This is a genomic window from Mixta intestinalis, from assembly GCF_009914055.1.
GTDB lineage: Bacteria > Pseudomonadota > Gammaproteobacteria > Enterobacterales > Enterobacteriaceae > Mixta > Mixta intestinalis.
Map to the genome: position 1 here is coordinate 3,206,228 of NZ_CP028271.1, position 18,703 is coordinate 3,224,930.

23 protein-coding genes are annotated in these 18,703 nt (G+C 51.4%); 11 read left to right on the top strand and 12 right to left on the bottom strand.

All coding sequences use genetic code 11. The features are described 5' to 3' along the window. Window positions 1-39 precede the first annotated feature (39 nt). From C7M51_RS22490 to C7M51_RS14935, 10 genes are all read right to left on the bottom strand, one after another. Window positions 40-288 (bottom strand): ParE family toxin-like protein, encoded by a 249-nt coding sequence (locus tag C7M51_RS22490; RefSeq protein ID WP_141177347.1) that lies wholly within the window; start codon window positions 286-288, stop codon window positions 40-42. After that, window positions 285-863: a DUF2857 domain-containing protein gene (locus C7M51_RS14895; RefSeq protein WP_141177346.1), complete on the bottom strand. Its 579-nt coding sequence runs from the start codon at window positions 861-863 to the stop codon at window positions 285-287. Before C7M51_RS14895 ends, C7M51_RS22490 begins: the two co-directional genes overlap by 4 nt. A gap of 14 nt (window positions 864-877) precedes the next feature. Then, on the bottom strand, window positions 878-1,306 hold the full coding sequence (locus C7M51_RS14900; RefSeq protein WP_141177345.1) for a hypothetical protein: 429 nt from the start codon (window positions 1,304-1,306) through the stop codon (window positions 878-880). Next, complete coding sequence (locus C7M51_RS14905) at window positions 1,303-2,022, bottom strand: DUF2786 domain-containing protein (RefSeq protein ID WP_141177344.1); 720 nt, start codon at window positions 2,020-2,022, stop codon at window positions 1,303-1,305. The genes C7M51_RS14900 and C7M51_RS14905 overlap by 4 nt, the downstream gene beginning before the upstream one ends. Further along, window positions 2,012-3,655 carry a ParB family protein gene (locus C7M51_RS14910; RefSeq protein ID WP_141177343.1) on the bottom strand — a complete coding sequence of 548 codons (1,644 nt, stop codon included), beginning with the start codon at window positions 3,653-3,655 and terminating at the stop codon, window positions 2,012-2,014. The genes C7M51_RS14905 and C7M51_RS14910 overlap by 11 nt, the downstream gene beginning before the upstream one ends. Then, a complete protein-coding gene (gene dnaB-PI, locus C7M51_RS14915; RefSeq protein WP_141177342.1) occupies window positions 3,652-5,016 on the bottom strand; it encodes an SPI-7-type island replicative DNA helicase in 1,365 nt (454 codons plus the stop codon). Before dnaB-PI ends, C7M51_RS14910 begins: the two co-directional genes overlap by 4 nt. A 9-nt stretch (window positions 5,017-5,025) precedes the next feature. Further along, window positions 5,026-5,190, bottom strand: coding sequence for a hypothetical protein (locus C7M51_RS14920; protein WP_160622469.1), 165 nt, complete (start codon window positions 5,188-5,190; stop codon window positions 5,026-5,028). Then, entirely contained in the window at window positions 5,187-5,543 is a 357-nt protein-coding gene (locus C7M51_RS14925) for a hypothetical protein (RefSeq protein ID WP_141177341.1), read from the bottom strand. The genes C7M51_RS14920 and C7M51_RS14925 overlap by 4 nt, the downstream gene beginning before the upstream one ends. Next, window positions 5,540-6,421, bottom strand: coding sequence for a ParA family protein (locus C7M51_RS14930; protein ID WP_141177365.1), 882 nt, complete (start codon window positions 6,419-6,421; stop codon window positions 5,540-5,542). Before C7M51_RS14930 ends, C7M51_RS14925 begins: the two co-directional genes overlap by 4 nt. Before the next feature lie 786 nt (window positions 6,422-7,207). After that, entirely contained in the window at window positions 7,208-8,086 is an 879-nt protein-coding gene (locus C7M51_RS14935; protein ID WP_047401140.1) for a restriction endonuclease, read from the bottom strand. A 259-nt stretch (window positions 8,087-8,345) separates the two neighbouring features. Between C7M51_RS14935 and C7M51_RS14940 the strand changes: the two genes are divergently transcribed. Together C7M51_RS14940 and C7M51_RS14945 are read left to right on the top strand one after the other, a co-directional pair. Continuing rightward, window positions 8,346-8,777 (top strand): GNAT family N-acetyltransferase, encoded by a 432-nt coding sequence (locus tag C7M51_RS14940; RefSeq protein ID WP_160622470.1) that lies wholly within the window; start codon window positions 8,346-8,348, stop codon window positions 8,775-8,777. 321 nt (window positions 8,778-9,098) lie between these two features. Beyond that, complete coding sequence (locus tag C7M51_RS14945) at window positions 9,099-10,286, top strand: tyrosine-type recombinase/integrase (RefSeq protein WP_063921945.1); 1,188 nt, start codon at window positions 9,099-9,101, stop codon at window positions 10,284-10,286. Window positions 10,287-10,328: 42 nt separating this feature from the next. On the opposite strand, the gene C7M51_RS14950 is transcribed toward C7M51_RS14945, so the two are convergent. Beyond that, complete coding sequence (locus tag C7M51_RS14950; protein WP_160622471.1) at window positions 10,329-12,254, bottom strand: DUF927 domain-containing protein; 1,926 nt, start codon at window positions 12,252-12,254, stop codon at window positions 10,329-10,331. Window positions 12,255-12,326: 72 nt separating this feature from the next. After that, entirely contained in the window at window positions 12,327-13,598 is a 1,272-nt protein-coding gene (locus C7M51_RS14955) for a site-specific integrase (protein ID WP_069219370.1), read from the bottom strand. 443 nt (window positions 13,599-14,041) lie between these two features. Here C7M51_RS14955 and C7M51_RS14960 point away from each other — a divergent pair, with 443 nt between their 5' ends. The 9 genes from C7M51_RS14960 (at window position 14,042) to C7M51_RS15000 (ending at window position 18,584) form a co-directional block, all read left to right on the top strand. After that, window positions 14,042-14,395, top strand: a complete 354-nt coding sequence (locus C7M51_RS14960) for a hypothetical protein (RefSeq protein ID WP_160622472.1) — start codon at window positions 14,042-14,044, stop codon at window positions 14,393-14,395. Beyond that, window positions 14,388-14,819: a hypothetical protein gene (locus C7M51_RS14965; RefSeq protein ID WP_054625980.1), complete on the top strand. Its 432-nt coding sequence runs from the start codon at window positions 14,388-14,390 to the stop codon at window positions 14,817-14,819. Before C7M51_RS14960 ends, C7M51_RS14965 begins: the two co-directional genes overlap by 8 nt. 46 nt (window positions 14,820-14,865) lie before the next feature. Next, entirely contained in the window at window positions 14,866-15,294 is a 429-nt protein-coding gene (locus tag C7M51_RS14970) for a DUF2787 family protein (protein ID WP_049012548.1), read from the top strand. A gap of 58 nt (window positions 15,295-15,352) precedes the next feature. Beyond that, complete coding sequence (locus C7M51_RS14975; protein WP_032319209.1) at window positions 15,353-15,817, top strand: lecithin retinol acyltransferase family protein; 465 nt, start codon at window positions 15,353-15,355, stop codon at window positions 15,815-15,817. Between the two features lie 59 nt (window positions 15,818-15,876). Then, window positions 15,877-16,035: a DeoR family transcriptional regulator gene (locus tag C7M51_RS22780; RefSeq protein WP_227666965.1), complete on the top strand. Its 159-nt coding sequence runs from the start codon at window positions 15,877-15,879 to the stop codon at window positions 16,033-16,035. A 74-nt stretch (window positions 16,036-16,109) separates the two neighbouring features. After that, window positions 16,110-16,496, top strand: a complete 387-nt coding sequence (locus C7M51_RS14985; RefSeq protein WP_223349776.1) for a hypothetical protein — start codon at window positions 16,110-16,112, stop codon at window positions 16,494-16,496. Window positions 16,497-16,639: 143 nt separating this feature from the next. Continuing rightward, window positions 16,640-17,389: a YaaW family protein gene (locus tag C7M51_RS14990; RefSeq protein WP_000257250.1), complete on the top strand. Its 750-nt coding sequence runs from the start codon at window positions 16,640-16,642 to the stop codon at window positions 17,387-17,389. A 102-nt stretch (window positions 17,390-17,491) separates the two neighbouring features. Continuing rightward, window positions 17,492-18,205, top strand: coding sequence for a helix-turn-helix transcriptional regulator (locus tag C7M51_RS14995; RefSeq protein ID WP_160622474.1), 714 nt, complete (start codon window positions 17,492-17,494; stop codon window positions 18,203-18,205). Window positions 18,206-18,263: 58 nt separating this feature from the next. After that, the gene (locus tag C7M51_RS15000) at window positions 18,264-18,584 is read left to right on the top strand and encodes a hypothetical protein (protein WP_048227224.1); all 321 of its coding nucleotides are present in this window, start codon (window positions 18,264-18,266) and stop codon (window positions 18,582-18,584) included. Window positions 18,585-18,703: the final 119 nt, after the last annotated feature.

Here is an 18,703-nt window from a genome sequence, read left to right on the forward strand (position 1 = left end):
CAGGTGCAGGATAAAAGTACTGTTCAGTTTTCCCCCGTCCTATTTACGTATTTCGCGGTTATAGCGCTCATGGCTCAGTAACAGCCAGGTCCGGCCATTATTTCGGCTGAGCAGACGCCAGAACGGACCGATATCAATTTTGAAATATCCGCATCCTCTGTCCTCCAGCCGTTTGTAGTTATGGGTACCGCAGCGGAAAAGTTGAATCTGTCGCCGTGCCTTCTTACAGTACCGGACTGGTATACCGGGAAGGGCCCGCAAACCGGGCCCGATCGTGATCAACTTCATGCACCTGCCCTTACCGGGGATTTCTCCCGCCCCCGGGGACTTTTGTGCCAGCCTTTTACGGCATTCCAGACCGACGTCAGCGAGACGTTCAGTTGCTCGGCAGCCAGCATCATGACATCCAGTCCGTCCGGACTTTCAGCATCTTCGACGCCACTCTTCTGCCAGATACGCCAGATTTCCGCATTTTCCTCATCACTGAGCGTACAGCCCCGTCCGGGCCTGACAGTGATGCCCGCGATACGGCGCCGGGCGGCGATATCCGTGCTCGCCAGCCCGAAGAAGGTCTGCATCAGCTCAATGGAGCCGCCCAGGGCCAGCGCCCGATCGATTCGCTGCAGACGCTTCTGTTCCTGCCGGGCCCGCTGCAGCATGCTGACCAGATTGCTGTGGTTAATACTGACGTTAACCACCGACACCTCGCTGTTGGACAGGTAATGCAACTCCTCCAGGGAAAGCCCCATCAGCATCTGCATTTCCTCGCGGGCCAGCCCCAGAGATTCACAGCGACGGAGGTATCCCGATTTCAGGTCCAGCACCAACTGCATCAGCAATCCGTTAGTGTTAGTATTTTTCATGAGGAACTCTCCGGCTAAAGGGGATTGCGATAAAGAAAGGGGACAGCAATAAAGCTCCATAATCCCCACGCTATGCAGGCATAAGACCAGAGAACGCCATACAGAAAGAGGGCATAATCATAATGCCATTGCCAGACGATCACGCTGTAAATCAACCATCCCGCGTGGAAGAGAGCCAGGCTCGTTAATAAAGGAAGGAAAGCAGCCCATCCCATAACCCGGATGAAGTCCCCCTTGTCCTTATAAGCTGCCAGCATTCCCACCATGACAGAGGATAATGCGGCAACGCCCAGCCCCCGGATGAATGTCCATGAGTCTGTGGTTGCCCATGACCATGGAGCTGGTCCAAAATAAACATTTGCGGCCAGTGTCCCCAGAATCACGCAGCTCCACAGACCGTGCAGTGCCCCCACCTTAAGTGCGTTCTGATACTCCTTTTTCATGACCGCTCCGCCCTGTAACCAATACCCACCGGACCACGGCCACCCACAGCGTGGTTCAGGCGGGCATTTTTGCCGGCTTCAATACCCTGCTGTCGGGCCAGGTCACTGCCCCGACAGTCCTTCACATCCCGGAGCGTGGCCGTTTTCATATTCTGGTTGTTCATCCAGTTTTCCATCAGCTGCACCTCCTGCTCTGAAATATGAAAGGTCGATATCACCCGGCGTACGCCACAAACCCAACCAGCACGGAACTGATCGGCCCGGTGACGACGGGTGGCCAGCTTCAGCCGCTTGTTTTGCGTCTTCAGATATGCCGTTGTGGCATCCTTCAGCTGACGACACAGCACATCCCAGGCATACGCCGCCACCTCCGGCCGCTCACCGGTACCGTAAAAAACCACAATCCGACGATATGTACCGTCATTCGCCTCCCGCCAGGAGTAATACGCCCGGCACCCAAAAGCGTGGTTAATTGCCCAGACCAGGCTTTCCTGCCACGCCGGCACTTTCTCCGCATTTGACGGGGCGCCCTGCGTGGGGGCTTTCCGGATAGCGGAAAGGCCGGCCTCCTGTTCAGTGATGCCATATTGTTTCATCAGGCGTTGCGCCCGGCTGAGTGCCAGACCGGCTTCATGGGGATTACTGTTACGACGGCTCAGATCCAGCAGTTTTCGTACAAGGCTGACCAGTCGTTCCTGTCGGGTGTTATTCATCATTGTTATCCTCTTCAGTAAAGGTCACTTCCCGCTGCAGTTCGCGCAGGCGGCGCAGCACACGCATCAGGCGCAGCAACTTCATGGCATGTTCATCATCAAGCGTTGGTACGTCCTGTTGCGACGGCCCACCCGTCAGCACAGCATCAAGACCACAGGGGGAAGTTCGGGGCGGACAGAGCCCGGCAAGAGAGAGCAGCAGGGCTGCCGGGGCACTGCAGTGGTCACCAACGGCCCGGAACCCCGGGGAGGTATCACTGTCGCGGTCAGGCAGGATTTCATCTTCACAGCCCAGCTTTTCAGCCAGCTCCCACGCCAGCAGGAAGACGATATTCTGGAGATGCTCAATATCATCCTGATATGCAGGGATGGGCCAGATGGCATCGTCATCAATGGGAGATAACGTAGACACATCGTCGTCCCCGTCGTCATCCGACTCCCTCTCCGGTGCCAGCATCGACATCAGCGCCTCATCGCTGTCGCCAGTATTATCATCACTGTACGGCTCCGTAATATCCTCGCTGCCCCCGGAAATCACGGAGGCTCCGCCGTACATATCCGGCTGAATCTCAGTCCGTGGGGGGACAGTATTCCCGGGATCTGACGGTGGTTCTGAAAAGCCCGTCGGTGGTTCCTGCTGCTCCGGTGGTTCTGATTCTGACTGCTGTTCACCACCATCACCGTCGGTAGCGACAGATCCATCAGATATGGCCAACGTTTCAGGAAGAGGAGGCTTTTCATCAGGCTGCCAGTGACGTTTGGGGTCCAGCTCGATCATCCAGCGGTCATAGTTCAGCTCAGGATGCGGCAGCGCCTGCAGCAAATCACCAATCAGTTCGTCCCGGAACATATCCGGTGACCACAGTTCGGGAGAATCAAACTTGCGGCAGCACGCCCCGAATACGTCGGTAAAGCAGGCATCACTGCTGTCAGACAGCAGTACGAACTGTTCCCAGATCCGCTCCGCTTCCTGCCGCAGAGACAGAAGAAGCCGTATCTGAGGAGCACCCAGCCCGGACTCCAGCAGTTCTTTCATCCAGGGATAAAGATATCTGACGGTATCTTCCATACGGTTTATGGAAGAGTAATGAACCGGCAGTCCCTCCTGCGCGAGCAGCCCGGACAGCTCACGCAGTGAGACAGAACGACCGATTTCATTCTCATAAATGGTGCGGGCGTGGTGGACACCCAGCGCTTTCTCGATGAACGTCAGGTTGCCGCGGACTTCATTCTCCGCCAGATGCCCCACCAGACATTTCAGCCGGCCCGGCCAGGGTTTTACCAGCGTATGGATACGCCAGAATCGCTCATCACCAGTCTCCTGCCACAGCTCCTTCAGGATCTGATAACGGGTATTTCCGCCGTTGCTGAAAATGTATTTATCCGGATTATCCGGGTTACGGGTGACGATCGGCACCGAATCCAGTCCACTGGCGCGAATGGACGCCTTGATATCGTCATACAACGGGTTGCGGGTTATCCGTGGGTTATCGGGGTTCGGAGCCAGTTGATCCAGCGTCAGCACCATGGGAAGCAGCAGTACCCCAGCTTCCGTCGCACTGGATTCTCCGGCCGTGCTGGTTTTACGCCCCGGCTGCAGCATGGCCGCCCCGACGTTTGGGTTCTTACGGCTCATACGCGCCCTCCCTGATAGCCCAGGTCATAACCGCCTTCCTGAAAATCGGAGAAGAGCGTATACCGGCCATCAAACTTGACCTTCATTGTGCCGGTCGGGCCCTGACGCTGCTTGCCGATGATGACTTCTGCCACGCCGATGTCCATCGTACCAGGGTTGTAGACCTCATCGCGGTAGATAAACATGATGAGATCGGCATCCTGCTCCAGCGCCCCGGAATCCCGCAGATCGCCATTGTTAGGGCGCTTGTCCGCTCGCTGTTCTACCTGGCGGTTCAACTGAGAGAGTGCCAGAACGGGGCAGCCAAACTCTTTTGCCAGCGCTTTCAGCGCCCGGGAGATTTCCGCGATTTCCTGGGTACGGTTCTCCTGCTCCGGTGAACGCATCAACTGCAGATAATCCACCATAATGAGCGAGGGTTTACCGTATTTACGGACGTAGCGACGTACTCTGGCTCGCAGAGTGGATGGCGTCTGATAACTGGTGTCGTCAATTACCAGACGGTTATTCCAGGCCACAATCTCGCTCATGGCAGCAGACAAGCGGGCCCACTCTTCATCTCCCATTTCACCACTGCGCAACCGGGACAGCTCCACCCGTCCCAGCATCGCCATCAGACGCATACTCAGCTGCTCTGCCGGCATTTCAAGGCTGAAAATAAAGACGTGGGCGTCCGGACGTTCTCTTACCGCTGCGGCGCAGGACGCCAGAGCCAGAGCGGTTTTTCCCATCGACGGGCGGGCGGCCAGCAGCACCAAATCGCCCGGCTGCAGACCACAGGTTTTCTCATCCAGCTCCCGAAAGCCTGTGGGCGTCCCACTGCTCCCCTCCATCCCTGTCAGTGTTTCCAGGCGGCTGACCATCGCATCCATCACGTCATTGATGACCCGCTCCGTGCAGGTCTGCGCAATCTCCCGCTCAGCCAGGCGAAACAACTGGCTCTCTGTTGACTCCAGCAGGGTTGATGATTTTGCCCCCGGTGCCTGCACATCGGTAACCAGCATATTGCCTACCGCCTGCAACTGGCGCAGACGGCTTTTTTCTGCCACCACGCCGGCGTACGCCAGGATATTAGCCGCCGATGGCGTGTTTTTACTGAGTTCGGCCAGATACGCAAAACCACCTTTCGGTTCAAGAAGTCGCTGAAGCTCCATATGATTTGCGAGGGTAATTAAATCTAACGGCTGATTTTCTGCAGCTAACTCAGCCATGGACCTGTAGATGGCTCTGTGTTGGGCCACGAAAAAATCATCAGGTGCCAGCAACAGGACCACTTCGTCCCAGCGTTCGTTATCCAGCATCAGGCCACCCAGTACAGCCTGTTCTGCATCATAAGAGCAGGGAATATTGATATTCGTCATATCCCCTCCTCAGTCATAATCTTCAGTGCAGGGATGACTGAAGATGAATTTGACAATATCAGCCAGCGTTTCTGGCACGAGGCTGAACAGGAAAAACCTGAAGACCGGCAACTGAAATTCCGGCTGATGTGGCTGGGAGAATGGTTGCAGCGTACCCATAACTGGAGCATTCATGCAGATACCTCCCGCAGTGCACACTCCAGCACTTCCCGCAGGCGGGCAGACGCAATCAGGATCAGAGGCTCCCGATCGTAATACATCTTTCCGTTTCCACCTCCAGACTCCAGCAATGGCAGCCCGGCTGGCATTTGTGCTCCTGTGGACATAATGCGTAGGTCTGATTCATTCCACAGGTTGTATATATCGATAAAGCCCCTCGGAAGACCCCATTCCTCGGCCAGACGCTCGTAAATACGCTCATTTGCTGTTTCGTAATCAGGAGCATCAACAAACACGTGAATCTCTTCATGCCCTTTGTATGTATCGGTGGAATAAGCAACAGCACGCCAAATTTGATTACGGCTCATACACGCTCCCTCCGGGGCAGGACATTATCAAAGAGCACTTTCCATTCAGGAAATAGTTCACAGGCAAGGCCATGCATGGTATCCGCGGCCGCGGGTCCTTTACGCCGGGTTTTATATTCAAGTCTATGAACCGGCTGTGACTTAACATGACCCAGTTTGTAAATATCCAGTTGCTCGATACAGGTATTGAGGAGACTGAATATATTTCGGCCTCCCAACACGCTGCTGTCATACAGCTTCTCGCTGATAATTTTTGAGAGACTATTCATCGCCTCTCGATCAAGGAGCGTATTTTCGAAGCAGTTCACAAGAATAGAGATATCGGGAAGGCGGATGCCGTAATTTTCATAGGTTTTGAGGCGAGCAAACATGTGCAGGGAACCGCGAATAAACTCACGTACGTCCGGTAAAATTGGTTTCACTATCCCCAGAACATTGCCTGTTGAAGACAAAACAGACAGCTCTGTCATTACCCCCGTAGCACCTTTGGAATCAACAATAACTGCGTCATAACGGGAAAAGAATGGATGCAGAAGTATATTTCTCAGACGCAACCGACCATCTGCCGCATGCAACATCGCTGTAGGTAGAAGCTCATCCGGATCATTGGAATAAAGCACCTCCAGATTATCAATCGCAGAGAGTGAAATGGCCTGCAGAGGGTCAGGAACCGTCTGCATCAGGAGTTCATAGAGACCAAACGGCGCTTCTTTTGTCAGGGGGAAAATACTGCTGGCTGTAGGCTGAGACCAGTCTGCATCAATAAGAAGGACCTTCAGCCCCGCATCGGCAAGGAAGCCCGCCAGATAAGCAGCGAAAGTGGATTTACCTTCACCACCTTTAGGAGAAATAACGGGTAAAATCTTTGTCTTCGGCATCCAAAAGTCAGGAGCGAAGTCAGCGGGAATCGATTTACCTTCACCGCCTTTAGGGGAAATAACGGGAAATGTTTTCATATTGCACACTCGTAAAAGTGTGCACAGGGTCAAAGTAACATTTTATTAACCTTGGCACGAGGATTGAAAATCCCCGTGTCCCTGGTTCGATTCCGAGTCCGGGCACCACTATTCATAAGGCCTCGCTGAAAAGTGGGGCTTTTTCCTTTTCTCGCTACGGTAGATTTCTGGACGTTGCAACACGTTATTTGTTTGCTGGATTTCTCGCCATTTTCGCAGATGTTCGTTACTTTTAGACACCTCAACATTCTCTGATGTACCTTTTCCTAACCTCACTGCTACGGTCTTTCTACGGTCCTCTACGGTTCCTTTCTCTCAAATCATTCATTATGAATAAGAAAGCACGGGGAAAACGGGGGAATTATCATTTCGCCTTAATCCGCTGGTCTTAACGTGATTTTGTCGCGGGGAATAAGGTGGGGAAATCCCCAATAGCAAGCGGGGAAACTTGGCAACATATACCCTCCACCAATCACATGGGGATCTTCACCAGTCAGTCCACCTGCAACAGCTCTTCTTTCCTTTTCATTTCTTACCGTTACCAGAATCCCCCGTCCTCCACGCCATCATAAAATGGTTTATCCGTAGTACTACTTGAGCTAAACGTATTGGACTGTTAAAGCTGAGTGTCCGCTGGGAGGGATATGCGGGCATTACTAGCAGCACTCTGTGTGAAACAACGGGGAGCAGTCACCGCTTCCCAACCCGTTATTTCATCGTGCCAAACTGTTTGTTCTTCAGTGCATATAGTCGGTCGAACTCAGCATAGGGCTCTCCCGTTTCAGCTGCGTGCCGGGTTTTAGCGTCCAGAAGGTCGGGCAAAGGGATTCCATGACTCAGTGAGTGGTAAAGATCATAACCACTGACACAGATAACACGCTTCCCTTTACCAAAAGCCGTCAGACCTTCAGGCGTAAACCCCATCCAGCTGATAAAAACGCCGCGTGTCCAGGTTGCCTTGGTACTGAGCTTTCCTTCAAATACATGGAGATCGGCAGCCGACGTTCTTTTCTGATGCCACTTTGCCTCCATCAGGTAAAATTCATCATTCAGTCGGAAACTTCCGTCAATCTGTTCGCCTGTGTTTCGGAAAGACGAACGGGGAGCGAGCTTAAAGATACTGAACAGTTCAGCAAGCCAGGCTTCAAACCGAAAACCACGTGGATGTGGCGGCAGAGATTTCATCTCGTTCATTTCAGCGATAAGTGAAGGCCAGTCAACACCATGCCATGCCTGAACAGGCTTTACGCCTTTGGCTTCATCGGTGCCAGCGTTTTCTAAGCGGGAAATCAGTGCAAGATAGTCATTACGGCTTTGTTCAGCCTGTTCAGGCATGGATTCCGTTTTATACTGCCAGAGAGCGCCAAGAACCCGCAGAGCGGTCTCACGATCAGCCTGTTTCAGCAAGCATCTAACTCGTTTGGCCTTTGACGTCCCCTCTTCCTGATAACGTTCATCATCAATATCAATGTTTAGTTCTTCATCAAAAAAAGCAGACAAGGTGCGGTTAGAGAAATCAAGTATCCAGCCAGGAGCGCTCTCAAACACGAGATTAAACAGCCTCAAATCCTGCATTTTCAGTTTCACGCCTACCTCCTTTTTTTCACAGTATAACGGGATGAAAGTGAAGGAGGAAATGAGTCAGCACCTGTACACCAGCATTAGCGTGTCCCGCTGTTGGCAGAACGCGGCCAAACTAACTGAGCAGAAGGTCCGCTGTGAGCGAGAAGCGGAAATTTGCTGCGGCCAGATGACTAGCGAAGTCGCCTTGAAACACTATTCAGATTTCATTCATGTTAGTGTATTGTTAAATTCAACAGGTGACTATCTGTATTGGAAGTAGAAAATGCATCAGAAATACGTCTTCGTTAACACTGTTCCACCTGCAGAAGATTTCTGCCGTTTACGTGTCATATCTGGCTTAACACCTCGTCCTCTGGACGGCGCGAAACGTGCACTTCCTGGAAGCTGTTACGGGGTTCATATAGAGTATGCAGGGCTTATCGTCGGGATGGGGCGAATCATCGGCGATGGTGCCCTGAACTTTGAGATTGTCGATATTGCTGTTGACCCGGAGCATCAAGGAAACGGTCTCGGGCGAAAGATTATGCAGAATTTAATGTCTTGGTTTGAAAAGCATGTGTCATCGGGTGCCTATATTACCCTCGTAGCCGACGTCCCCGAACTGTATGAAAAATTCGGTTTTAAAAACGTTCGCCCGGCAAGCGAAGGAATGGCATTGATTTGGGTCGGTAATGATCAATCATCCCTATATTGATTAATATATTGAGCTGATAGCGACATCCGCTTCTGGCACATAGCCGCCCCACATACAGGCAACGCTACTGGTCCTTATGGCATGTAATTATACCCGACTGAAACACATATTATTTCTGTGAACTCTTCCCCAACGGCAATCTTTCCCCTTAAGACCAGAATCAGACCGTAAAGCCTGTTCTTTCTGCATTTCCCGTCTTAATTCATACCATGTGGCACCAGCATTCCCTTAGCCACACCAGAAAATCAACTCAACCATAAAAAGCGCCGTGCCGGGGATGGGTCAACCCTGACGTTCTTTACACCAGTCACAGGAGCTAATATGTCCAGTCCGAAACGTTTCCGTTTTACCAGTCAGCTCATTAAATCCCTTCCCCCAAACTCATCAGATTCACGCAGTACCGATGCCGAATACAGCGATACCGAGATTTCGGGTCTGAAGTGTCTGGTCAGCAAAGGTGAAGGACGTAAAAAATTCTTGCTCCGCTACCTCTATCATGGACGAAAACGCGCCATCGCCATTGGCCACTGGCCTGAGGTCGATGTCACCTTAGCACGCAAGATTGCCATAGAGCATAAACGCTCGCTTGCCACCGGGACTGACCCTAAGCAGGAACGTGAAAACAAGAGACAAGAGATGACATTTGATGAACTCTTTAACCAGCATTATCTGGTTTGGGCAAAATCCGCGAAACGCAGTTGGGGCAAGGATGTTCAGCGCTACCGGGATCATATCCGCCCCGCCATTGGTCAGATGCTGCTGAGCGATATCACACCCAGCGCCGTTCTTCGGCTTCAGCAAACGCTAAGTATGTCACTGTCAGCAGCCACCTGTAACCGTGTCATCGTACTCATTAAAGCGGTGTTTACCTGGGCCGGGAGACAAAGCCTTACCTCTGTTCATCCGGCAAGGGTGGTACAGCTTCTCAGGGAAAACAACGCCCGGCAACGCTATTTCACCGAGGACGAAATTCGTCGTATTTTCCTCTCCGCCGATAAAGATATCAGCCCCGTCGCTGCCCGCTATGTCAAACTGTTGCTGCTCACCGGGCTTCGGCGCGATGAACTACGTCTGGCAAAGTGGGAACACCTTGACCCGGTAAAACGCACCTTATGGCTACCCCAAACCAAGAATGGCTATGGGCGGATTGTTCATCTTAACTCACTGGCACTGGACGTTATCAGAACACTGCCAACGCAGCGGGGAAATCCATGGTTGTTTATCGGCAAAAAGCAGGGAATGCCGCTGAATAATCCGGTTAAAGCCTTTCAACGGATCGTTCGTCGGGCGGGCATTTTTGACAAAGAGGTGTGTATTCATACCTGTCGCCATTCGGTTGCCGCACTGATCGTTTCCTACGGTGGAACACTGTATGACGTTCAGTCTCAGCTGGGGCATCGCAGCAGTCAGTCATCACAACGGTATGCGCATCTTCATCCTCAGCGCTTACAGAACACCAGCCAGCTACTGGCGGAAAGGATAACAGCTCAGCTACCGTCCTTGCGATAACAGAAAAGCAGAGGCAAATGCCCCTGCTTTTTTTGCATACCATCAGAACTCGGCTGAAATATTACAGTGGAGAAACGATCGTTTTATCTGGTAGAAAACGCCTTCAACATCACTGTTCTGAACACGTTTTTTGTAATGCCCTTTACTTTCCGGCTCAAGATAATTTTTGGCAGAAAGGAGCTTAGCTACCTCTGCGGATTTACGGTTATGTCGCCTGCACCAGTCGTCAAATACAGGCGCAAAAATCATCAAATCCTGAGTTTTAGGATGTGTATACCCCCAGTGATTGCTGGGTATATAAGCCTCTTTATCCTGTAGCGGTACAAAATGCGCGGCCTGTCGTTTGATAAGTTCCAGTTGAATGGCGCTTAATGCTTCTTTAACCGGGTTGTACTGGTTCCGTCCATCATCCAGCCAGCGGCGAACCGCGCTCATCACCGAATCGTTAATCATTTGCGGTTCAAATGGCAGGATGCCCCACTCCGCAGCCATACCGCCAGCAACAAGGCAAATAGCAAAGCGTTTTAACGCCCGGTGCTGAATATCGGAAAGAACATATCCGTCTGACTGCAGATCCTCCGCGAGCATCTTGCAACATTCTTCTGTCGTCTCCTTTATCTGTTCGGATAATTCACTGTATGACATCAAGCTACCATCATCATTCTGCTGCGACAAAAAGCAGGCAATAAAGGCTTTTCCAGCCGTGCCATACTGTTCCGCCAGTTCAGCTTTGAGGATATCAGCGCGGCGACGTACCTCTCCGACGGGTTCACCTTCTTTTGCAGCGTCTTCCGGCAGAATATTCAGGCTGATAGCCCGATGTTCCTGCCCTCCCTGAAGCTGTTCATTGCGGGAAGCTAGCTTTTCCGGTATAGACATTTCGCCGGAGGACAGAATGAACGTCTTCCACAATACGGGTTTTCTTCCTGTGAGCGACTTATCCAGGCGATTTTTTGAGCGACCAGAGGTCATGTTATACAACAATGATGAGAATTTTCGATCACTGTAAGCGCCCATTTCATCAATACAGGCAACTAACCCGGAAAACTCGCTGAGGTTGATTTCGAGTGCATTATCTGTTGTATTCCATCGCAGAATAGCGACGTCCGGATGACTACCGGGCTCACCGCCATGGGCATGTACAGACATTCCCACCTGAAGAACTACCGTTTTCCCTGTTGTCGAACCACCATAAAAATGAAACAACGCCACATCCATCCCGGCCATCCCAAGTAGCATTGATGCAAACGAGCTGCTGAGCGCAAACAACTGGGGCCATCCGTAAACATTCTCTTCAATAAGCGTTTTCCATTCTGCTAACGACCCTGACATGCGAATGCCTGAAAAAACCGATTTATGAGGAACAAGGTAATCAAAACCGGAGATCCCCCTGGCAACCGGCATATCACCATGCAAAAAGGCAGCTTCTCCTTCGACCATACCCATAGACTCTGCCACCAGATACATTGGCAGCGCCATTTTCATGCACGCATGAATGAATTTCTCAAAGTAAGCCCTGGCATGGACAGATGTCGTCACACCAAATCCTCTGGACGCCAGAGCAGCAATGACCTGTTCAGGGTTTCTTGCCAGCTCGTCAAGCGATACCGACACCACGACCTTTTGCCCGATGTAATTAATGGTCATCAGATCAACGCTCATGTTGTGCTGTTTGTTTTTAGAGCAGCATCTGGCGCATGGGATTATGGGAGTGGAACTGATATGTACAACCTTTTTCCCTCTGGCGAAAAAGCTACCCGAGCTCCCGTTATAGTAGCCCACAGGAAGTCCCGCTGCACTTCCGTTCTGCGACGGTTCATCTTCATCCAGTTCAATCTCTATTGCATCGTCAAGAATTTTTGCCGCACGCGCCTCATTAAGCGACTTTTGCGTAAGGAACTGACTAAGTGACAGATCAATATCAGTATCAATATCATCTGCCAGATTGGTTAATTTATCGCCACTCATGACTGTCTCCTTAAATTCAATATGAACAGCAGGCGTAAGCCAGAACCCATCCGCCTGCTGCGATGGTTCTGTTTACGAATTAACAACGCCCATTGCCTGATTGACGGCAGCGTGATATCGCTCCGGACTGGAATGCACATAGATCTCAGTGACTTTAATCGTACTGTGGCCCAGCAGTTCCTTGACCATGTGGATATCCGCGCCACTTTCGACAAGGATTGTCGCAAAAGAGTGGCGTAACTCATGGATGGTATAAGGCGGGATACCCGCTGTTTCACAGAGTGTTTTTTGCAGACGGCGGGGTTCTGCAACCGGATTATCCGTGTTTTTTCCAGGGAAAACCCAGCCGCTATCCCCCAGGAACTGACGCGCTTCTGTCAGCAGCACAAAGGCTTTATCACACACCGGGACATGGCGCTGCCTGCCGTTCTTGGTCTGTCTGAGCGTAATGACCTTACGTGACCATTCCACATCCTCCAGACGAAGGTGACGAGTTTCCCCCAGTCGAAGCCCGGTTAAGCCCAGAAACATCAGCAGCATGACCGCTGCACTATCGGGTTCCTTGTGGTGTTTTTGCTCGCAGGCCTTAAACCAGCGCTGAAATGCCTCATGGCTCATCGCCCTGCGACGGGACGTGGTTTCCGGCAGCATCCGGATAAACTCAGTGGGTAACGTCGTCACCAGCTTCATTCTGCGACCATAACCAAAAATGGCTTTCAGTAGAGCTAGATGACGATTACGTGTGGCTGGTTTCAGATTGATCAGGCCATTGAGATAACGCCCGATAACGCCCTCATCGATATCATGAATCTTAAAATGCCCAAGAAGGGGAAGCAGATAGTTACGGATTTTTGAACGATCGGTATCGGCAGAACGCTTTACACCAGCGTCCAGAACATCATGTTCGAAGCGCTCCAGCAGACCACTGAACAGCAAATTATGCGAAACGAACAGGTTAGCACCACGTAGCTGGTACTCTGCCCGCATATCTGCAATTAGTTTTTGTGCTGCTGACCGCGCCTGCGTGATGGTAAGTGCCGGATAATCACCCAGACGGCGATATACGTTACTCCCGCCACAACTGAAACGGGCGGCAAACATGACTTTGCCTCGTTTACTGACCAGCGCCTTAAAACCCGTAGTTCTGCTGTCGCTCAGTTCACGACTTTTGCCCTTCTGAATACATTCAGCCTGAACGCTCTGAATAAGGGACTGGCTTATAGGTTGTGTTGTACAGGACACAGCGTCCTCCATGTATGCGGGAACGGTTAAACGCTGTGCATACGCAAGGGTGCTGCAAATCAAGAGAAGGGTGGTAAATACTACTTTGACAATGTGTTGCATAGCCCGAATCCACGCGAAAATTAAACAAAAGGATCAGAGATCCCGTTGAATTTCGTGTGTTAATCCACTGGATTCACCAGCAGATACCATTGGCGCCATAAGACGCTTGTGGTCCCGTAATTTCTTACAGGCTCGAGCAGGGCACTGATAAAGCGCCCCGAAACAACACATCACTGTGAAGGCTCAGAACAGCGAAAGATGGCAGGATATAACCTGCATACATCATTGACCGCTGTACCAGTCAACGACTCACCTGATGGTTCATCGGGGTAGCCGCGCTGGACTCCTTAATGCTTACTGGCCATGAACAGACCTGCACTGAAGGCGGGATAAATGTAACTGGAAAAAATCCACGATGTCAAAACCTTTTTCCATACTTCGCCGTAACACGCCACAAAACAGGCACATATTATCCATTTGAAATCAATCAAATGGAGATAATCATGTTTAAACTCACGACCCCCACCAGTCTTCCCCTTCTCAACCTGCCCGCCTCCGCACTGGCGGCCCTCAGCAATGAAATCCTTGGCCCTGTCGATGATATCGACCTGTTTACCACCTTCTGGAACGAAACGGGAACCCTGCTCTGGCATCTCAACCACGATGACACCCTCCCCGAAGACCCGCTGCTGGCAGTGGCACTGGCTAACCCGGAATATGTCACCGCACTTGATGATGGCTGGTATCTCCTGCTCGGTATCGTCTGCGATAACGGACAGGGTATCTATCTGGTGTTCCCGGACACGACCGTTATCACTCAACTCCAGAACCAGATTGAGGCGCTGACCCATGAGTAAGAAAAAAGGCGCTACTGAAGCCGCCGTCACCGAAAGCTATACCGTGTTCTACAGTGGTGAAGCCGAGAAAATCAGCCCCCACAGTAAAGGACTGCTGACGTATGAGCTGGGTAAAGAGGGTGAAACCGGAAGCCTCGCCCTGCGCTTAACCGCCAATGGCGAAGGGGGCCTGTTCTCCCGTGAATGGATAGCGCTTGATGCGATTCACGCCATTCTGGAACAGCAGCCAGACAGCTTTCCATCCCGTGTATTTCGCCCACTGTTTGGTCAGGGCAGCACCAATAACGCAGGTTTTCTTGCTGCTGTGCTCAGAAGTCCGGATATCTGCCTTATCGAAGCGGACAGCAGCAGACTCTTTATGCACCGCTGCTATGCCGACTGGCAGCATCGTATGACGCAGCTTGCTACGCTCAGCCAGGACTAACCCCGCTTTTTCTGTGTTCTGTTAACCAAAAATCAGGAAATTCACTATGTCATCACCCGTAATATTGCAGGGCGGCTATGTGCTGCCTCTCTCCCGGTCGTTCACCCAACTGCTTCTGGATATCCTCGCGCAAAAACCGCCTCATCGTCACCCCATCACCGGATTAACCATTAACTTCCGTGACCCTGAATACTCACCGGAAAAGGGCGGCTGGCATCCGGTCGAAATACGCCTCATCCCTGCCGGAGAAGACTGGCAGCTCGATTACGTCACCGATTTTCACTATGCAGGGCATCCATGGCCTGAGCTTGAAAAAGATGTCGATGTGAGCTGGACGCAACAATACACGTGGCTTTCCCGTTGTGGCGATATCTCTCATGTCGACGCCCGTGAGTTCTGGTCGCTGTGGGAAAGTAACTTTATGGCTTACCACGATATGGGGGTTTTCACGGTCCGTACGTTGTGGGAAAGCTGAGTGTTCACAACGTTTCCCCCGCATCCCCCCTCTCCCCCGTAGTAAGGAACTGAATGTTATGTACCGGCTTCTGCTGCTGAACTTCGTGGATTCATTTATCGATAACTGCATTCTCTCCTGCGTCGATGAACCGGCTTACGGTGGTATCGTGCAGTGCGAACTGCTTTTTGGCCTTGCCGCACACAGCGGTATCTATGTGGGTAACGGCGATATTGTTCATCTTGATGGCGATGGAACCGTTATCAAAAGTAAGGCTAAAGGGTTTCTTGACCGGCTCGATGGCTGGAACTCCGCTATCTCGGTGTATACCGACTGTATGGGTTTGACGCCTCAGGGTTGTGCGCGGGCCGCTGAACGGGCAAAGGCGGCAGTGGGTCAGCGCTATCCTTATAGCCTGCTCGACTTTAACTGCCACCGGTTTACTGCCCGCTGCGTTACCGGCGATTCGTGCCCTGATATCTGGCTTGCCAGACACCTCGATTCTTTTCAGAAAGGGGACCGATGGCGCGTATGGCAACGATGAAAGCCAGCCGTTGCAGGCAACGTGTCACCGGACAGGGAGAACGGCTTATCCGGCTGACCATGGCCCTGTTTTACGGTCAGACAATATCTGTTCGCTACATCATCCGGCAGTTTGACGTATCTCCCCGGACCGCAAGACGGGACCTCGCTCAACTGGCCTTTGTGCTCGAATCCGCTGGCCCTCACCGCTGGCGACTGGCTCCCTCGCTGAAACCCTGACTTTTTTCTCTGCCGGACATCTCCTGACCACCCCGTATGGCAGGCTGTCTCCGCTTTTCAATCCATAAGGGAACATGATGAAAATTTTAAAACTGTTAACCGCCACAATTCTGCTTTCCGCCTTCAGCCACAGCGCGTTCGCCGACGAGCAGGCTGACGCTCAGATGATAACCAACTCGACCTTCTGCGCGATGTACTCCACCCGCCTGACCCAGACCAGTGACAGCGGCCTTCAGGTAAAAGGCGTTAATCTCAATGCCCGCTTCAACGGACCGGTATTCAACCGGGTACTTCAGGTGATGAACAAAACCTATGGCAGAACCTGGCTCGAATCAAATGCCCGTAACGGCAGCATGACCGCCATGCAGCTTTCGCAGTCGGAGCTGCTCTATAACCCGGAATATGCCCGGCAGTGCGATGCTTTTGCGGATAAAGTGGAAAAGGAATGGCGCGGAAAGTAATCCCGACGCGTTATACCTCCATCCGGTGAACAGAAACCTGCTTTCGGGCAGGTTTTTTTTTACTTTTTCTTGATCAGCCGGACACGTCCTGTCCGGGGGGAGTAATTAAACTGTCAGGTCCAATATCCGCTATGAGGTGAAATATGGCTACCTACCGACACGACCCTGACCTTGAGTTTCTGCGCCACTGCCATCGTGACGATCTGGATTTACTGGTTTCTGTGCTTATCTGCGATCCGAAAGACGGACTGGCACGCATCACGGAAACGCTGACCTATGATCCTCAGTATAAAAAACACAAGCCCAACCACCCGCGCTACTGGGATGCCATTGCCGCCGAGGTTCAGACGTTTGGGGCGAACAGCTTTGCCACGCTGCTCCGGTGGGGGAAAGGGGTGCTGTACCGGGAAATTCTCACCGATGCCTGCGATAAAATGAAGGTGAACTACAACAACAAATCCAGCGTTGAAACCATTGAAATGAATCTGCTGATGAAGATCCTGGAGAAAAGCCTTGAGAAGATGACGCCCGATCAGCTAAAGACCGTGGCGGAAGAATTGCAGACAGGCTACAGCAACCCCACGCCGGAGTTGCTGACCATGGCAATCCAGGCGGGGATAAAAACATCCGGGTTTGCGGCCTATCAGATGGCACTTGTTGTCACAAATGGTGTGGCGAAAGCCCTGTTAGGCAGAGGGCTGACCGTTGCAGGAAATGCCATGCTGACGCGTACCATGGGCGCTTTTGCCGGTCCCGTGGGCTGGGTGCTCAGTTCTCTCTGGCTGCTGATTGATTTAGCCGGTCCCGCATACCGGGTGACGCTACCATCCTGCATTTTTATTGCCTACATGCGCCAGAAGCATCTTTATTCACCTGAGAATACTGACGTTTAGCACTTACATTTAAGGTATTCAGACTTTAAAAAACTTCAGAGGGCGGACAAATCCTGTCCGCTACTGCTGGCATTATTTCCCGGCTAAATTCGGAAATGATGTATGACGCTGATAAAACAAGAAAACGAACATGACAGACTGGCAACCCGCCTTTCCATCATTCTGAGCCGTTTGTTTCAGGGTGAAAAGCTGCATATCGGGACGCTGGCAGAAGAATTCGGGGTGACGACGCGAACACTGCGACGGGATTTCAACGTCCGCCTCACGTATCTCGATATTGAACAGAGCAACGGCGTATATCAGCTTGCCTCTCATTACTTTCGTCGCCGCACGGAACGGGATATGAAAATACTGGCGAGACTGCTGCATCTCGACCGTATATTACCCGCGATGGATGCCAAACTGCTGAGCCTTCTGCTTGACGGGGAGCACCCTTCCCCCTACAGGATTATGCTACCGGAACCGCGCCAGAAACCCACCCTTTTCGGTGATTTCAGCAGACTGACGCTCGCCATACTTAACCAGACCCAGGTGCGTATCAGAACCGACGAAAACGTCAGCCATACCGTTCATCCCTACCGTCTGCTTTGCAGCCATGCGGAGTGGTTTCTTGCCGGATGTACGTCATCGGGCGTGTTCGTTATTTCCCTGTCCCGAATCAGGCTGGTTGAGGTATTACCGGATACAACGTTTGAGATCGATAACACACTCATTTCGCTGATTGAACAGTCTGACTTTATGGAAGCCTTACCCCACATGAACATTATTCATCAGATAATGCATTACGGGAGTAAACAGACGAATAATCGTAATTAAAATCACAACATATTATTAGTGATGATTAAATCACATTAACATGATAAGTGAGAAAGTTATGATTATCGAAAAAAAGTATGCGCTTGTTGATACAACTGCAAGACTCAACGCTGACCTGAGGGATTATGAACGTGAAATAAACAACGCCGCCAGTATAACATTTGGCAATGACCTCATTGAGGTAATCGTATATCAGTTCAGCTTTGTCATCAAAGTCAGAACGAATAGTGAAAAGATCAAGCATGGTCTTCTTGTTAACTTTGGTAAAAACATAGCAAGACAGGTTTCATCCCTTTGTGAGTCCGCAATGCGATTCTACCCGAATGAAAGACATAAACCGAGCCGTCAGCTTTTTAGATGTATAAATAAAAACTCGTGACATTCATTATATATAGAAAGATAATTAGTGATGCATTTCAGATAGTAAGCCTTAATATTCCAATATCAAGGCGAGGGTTATACTAAACAAGTTAACTCTCGCCACAAATGAAATTAATA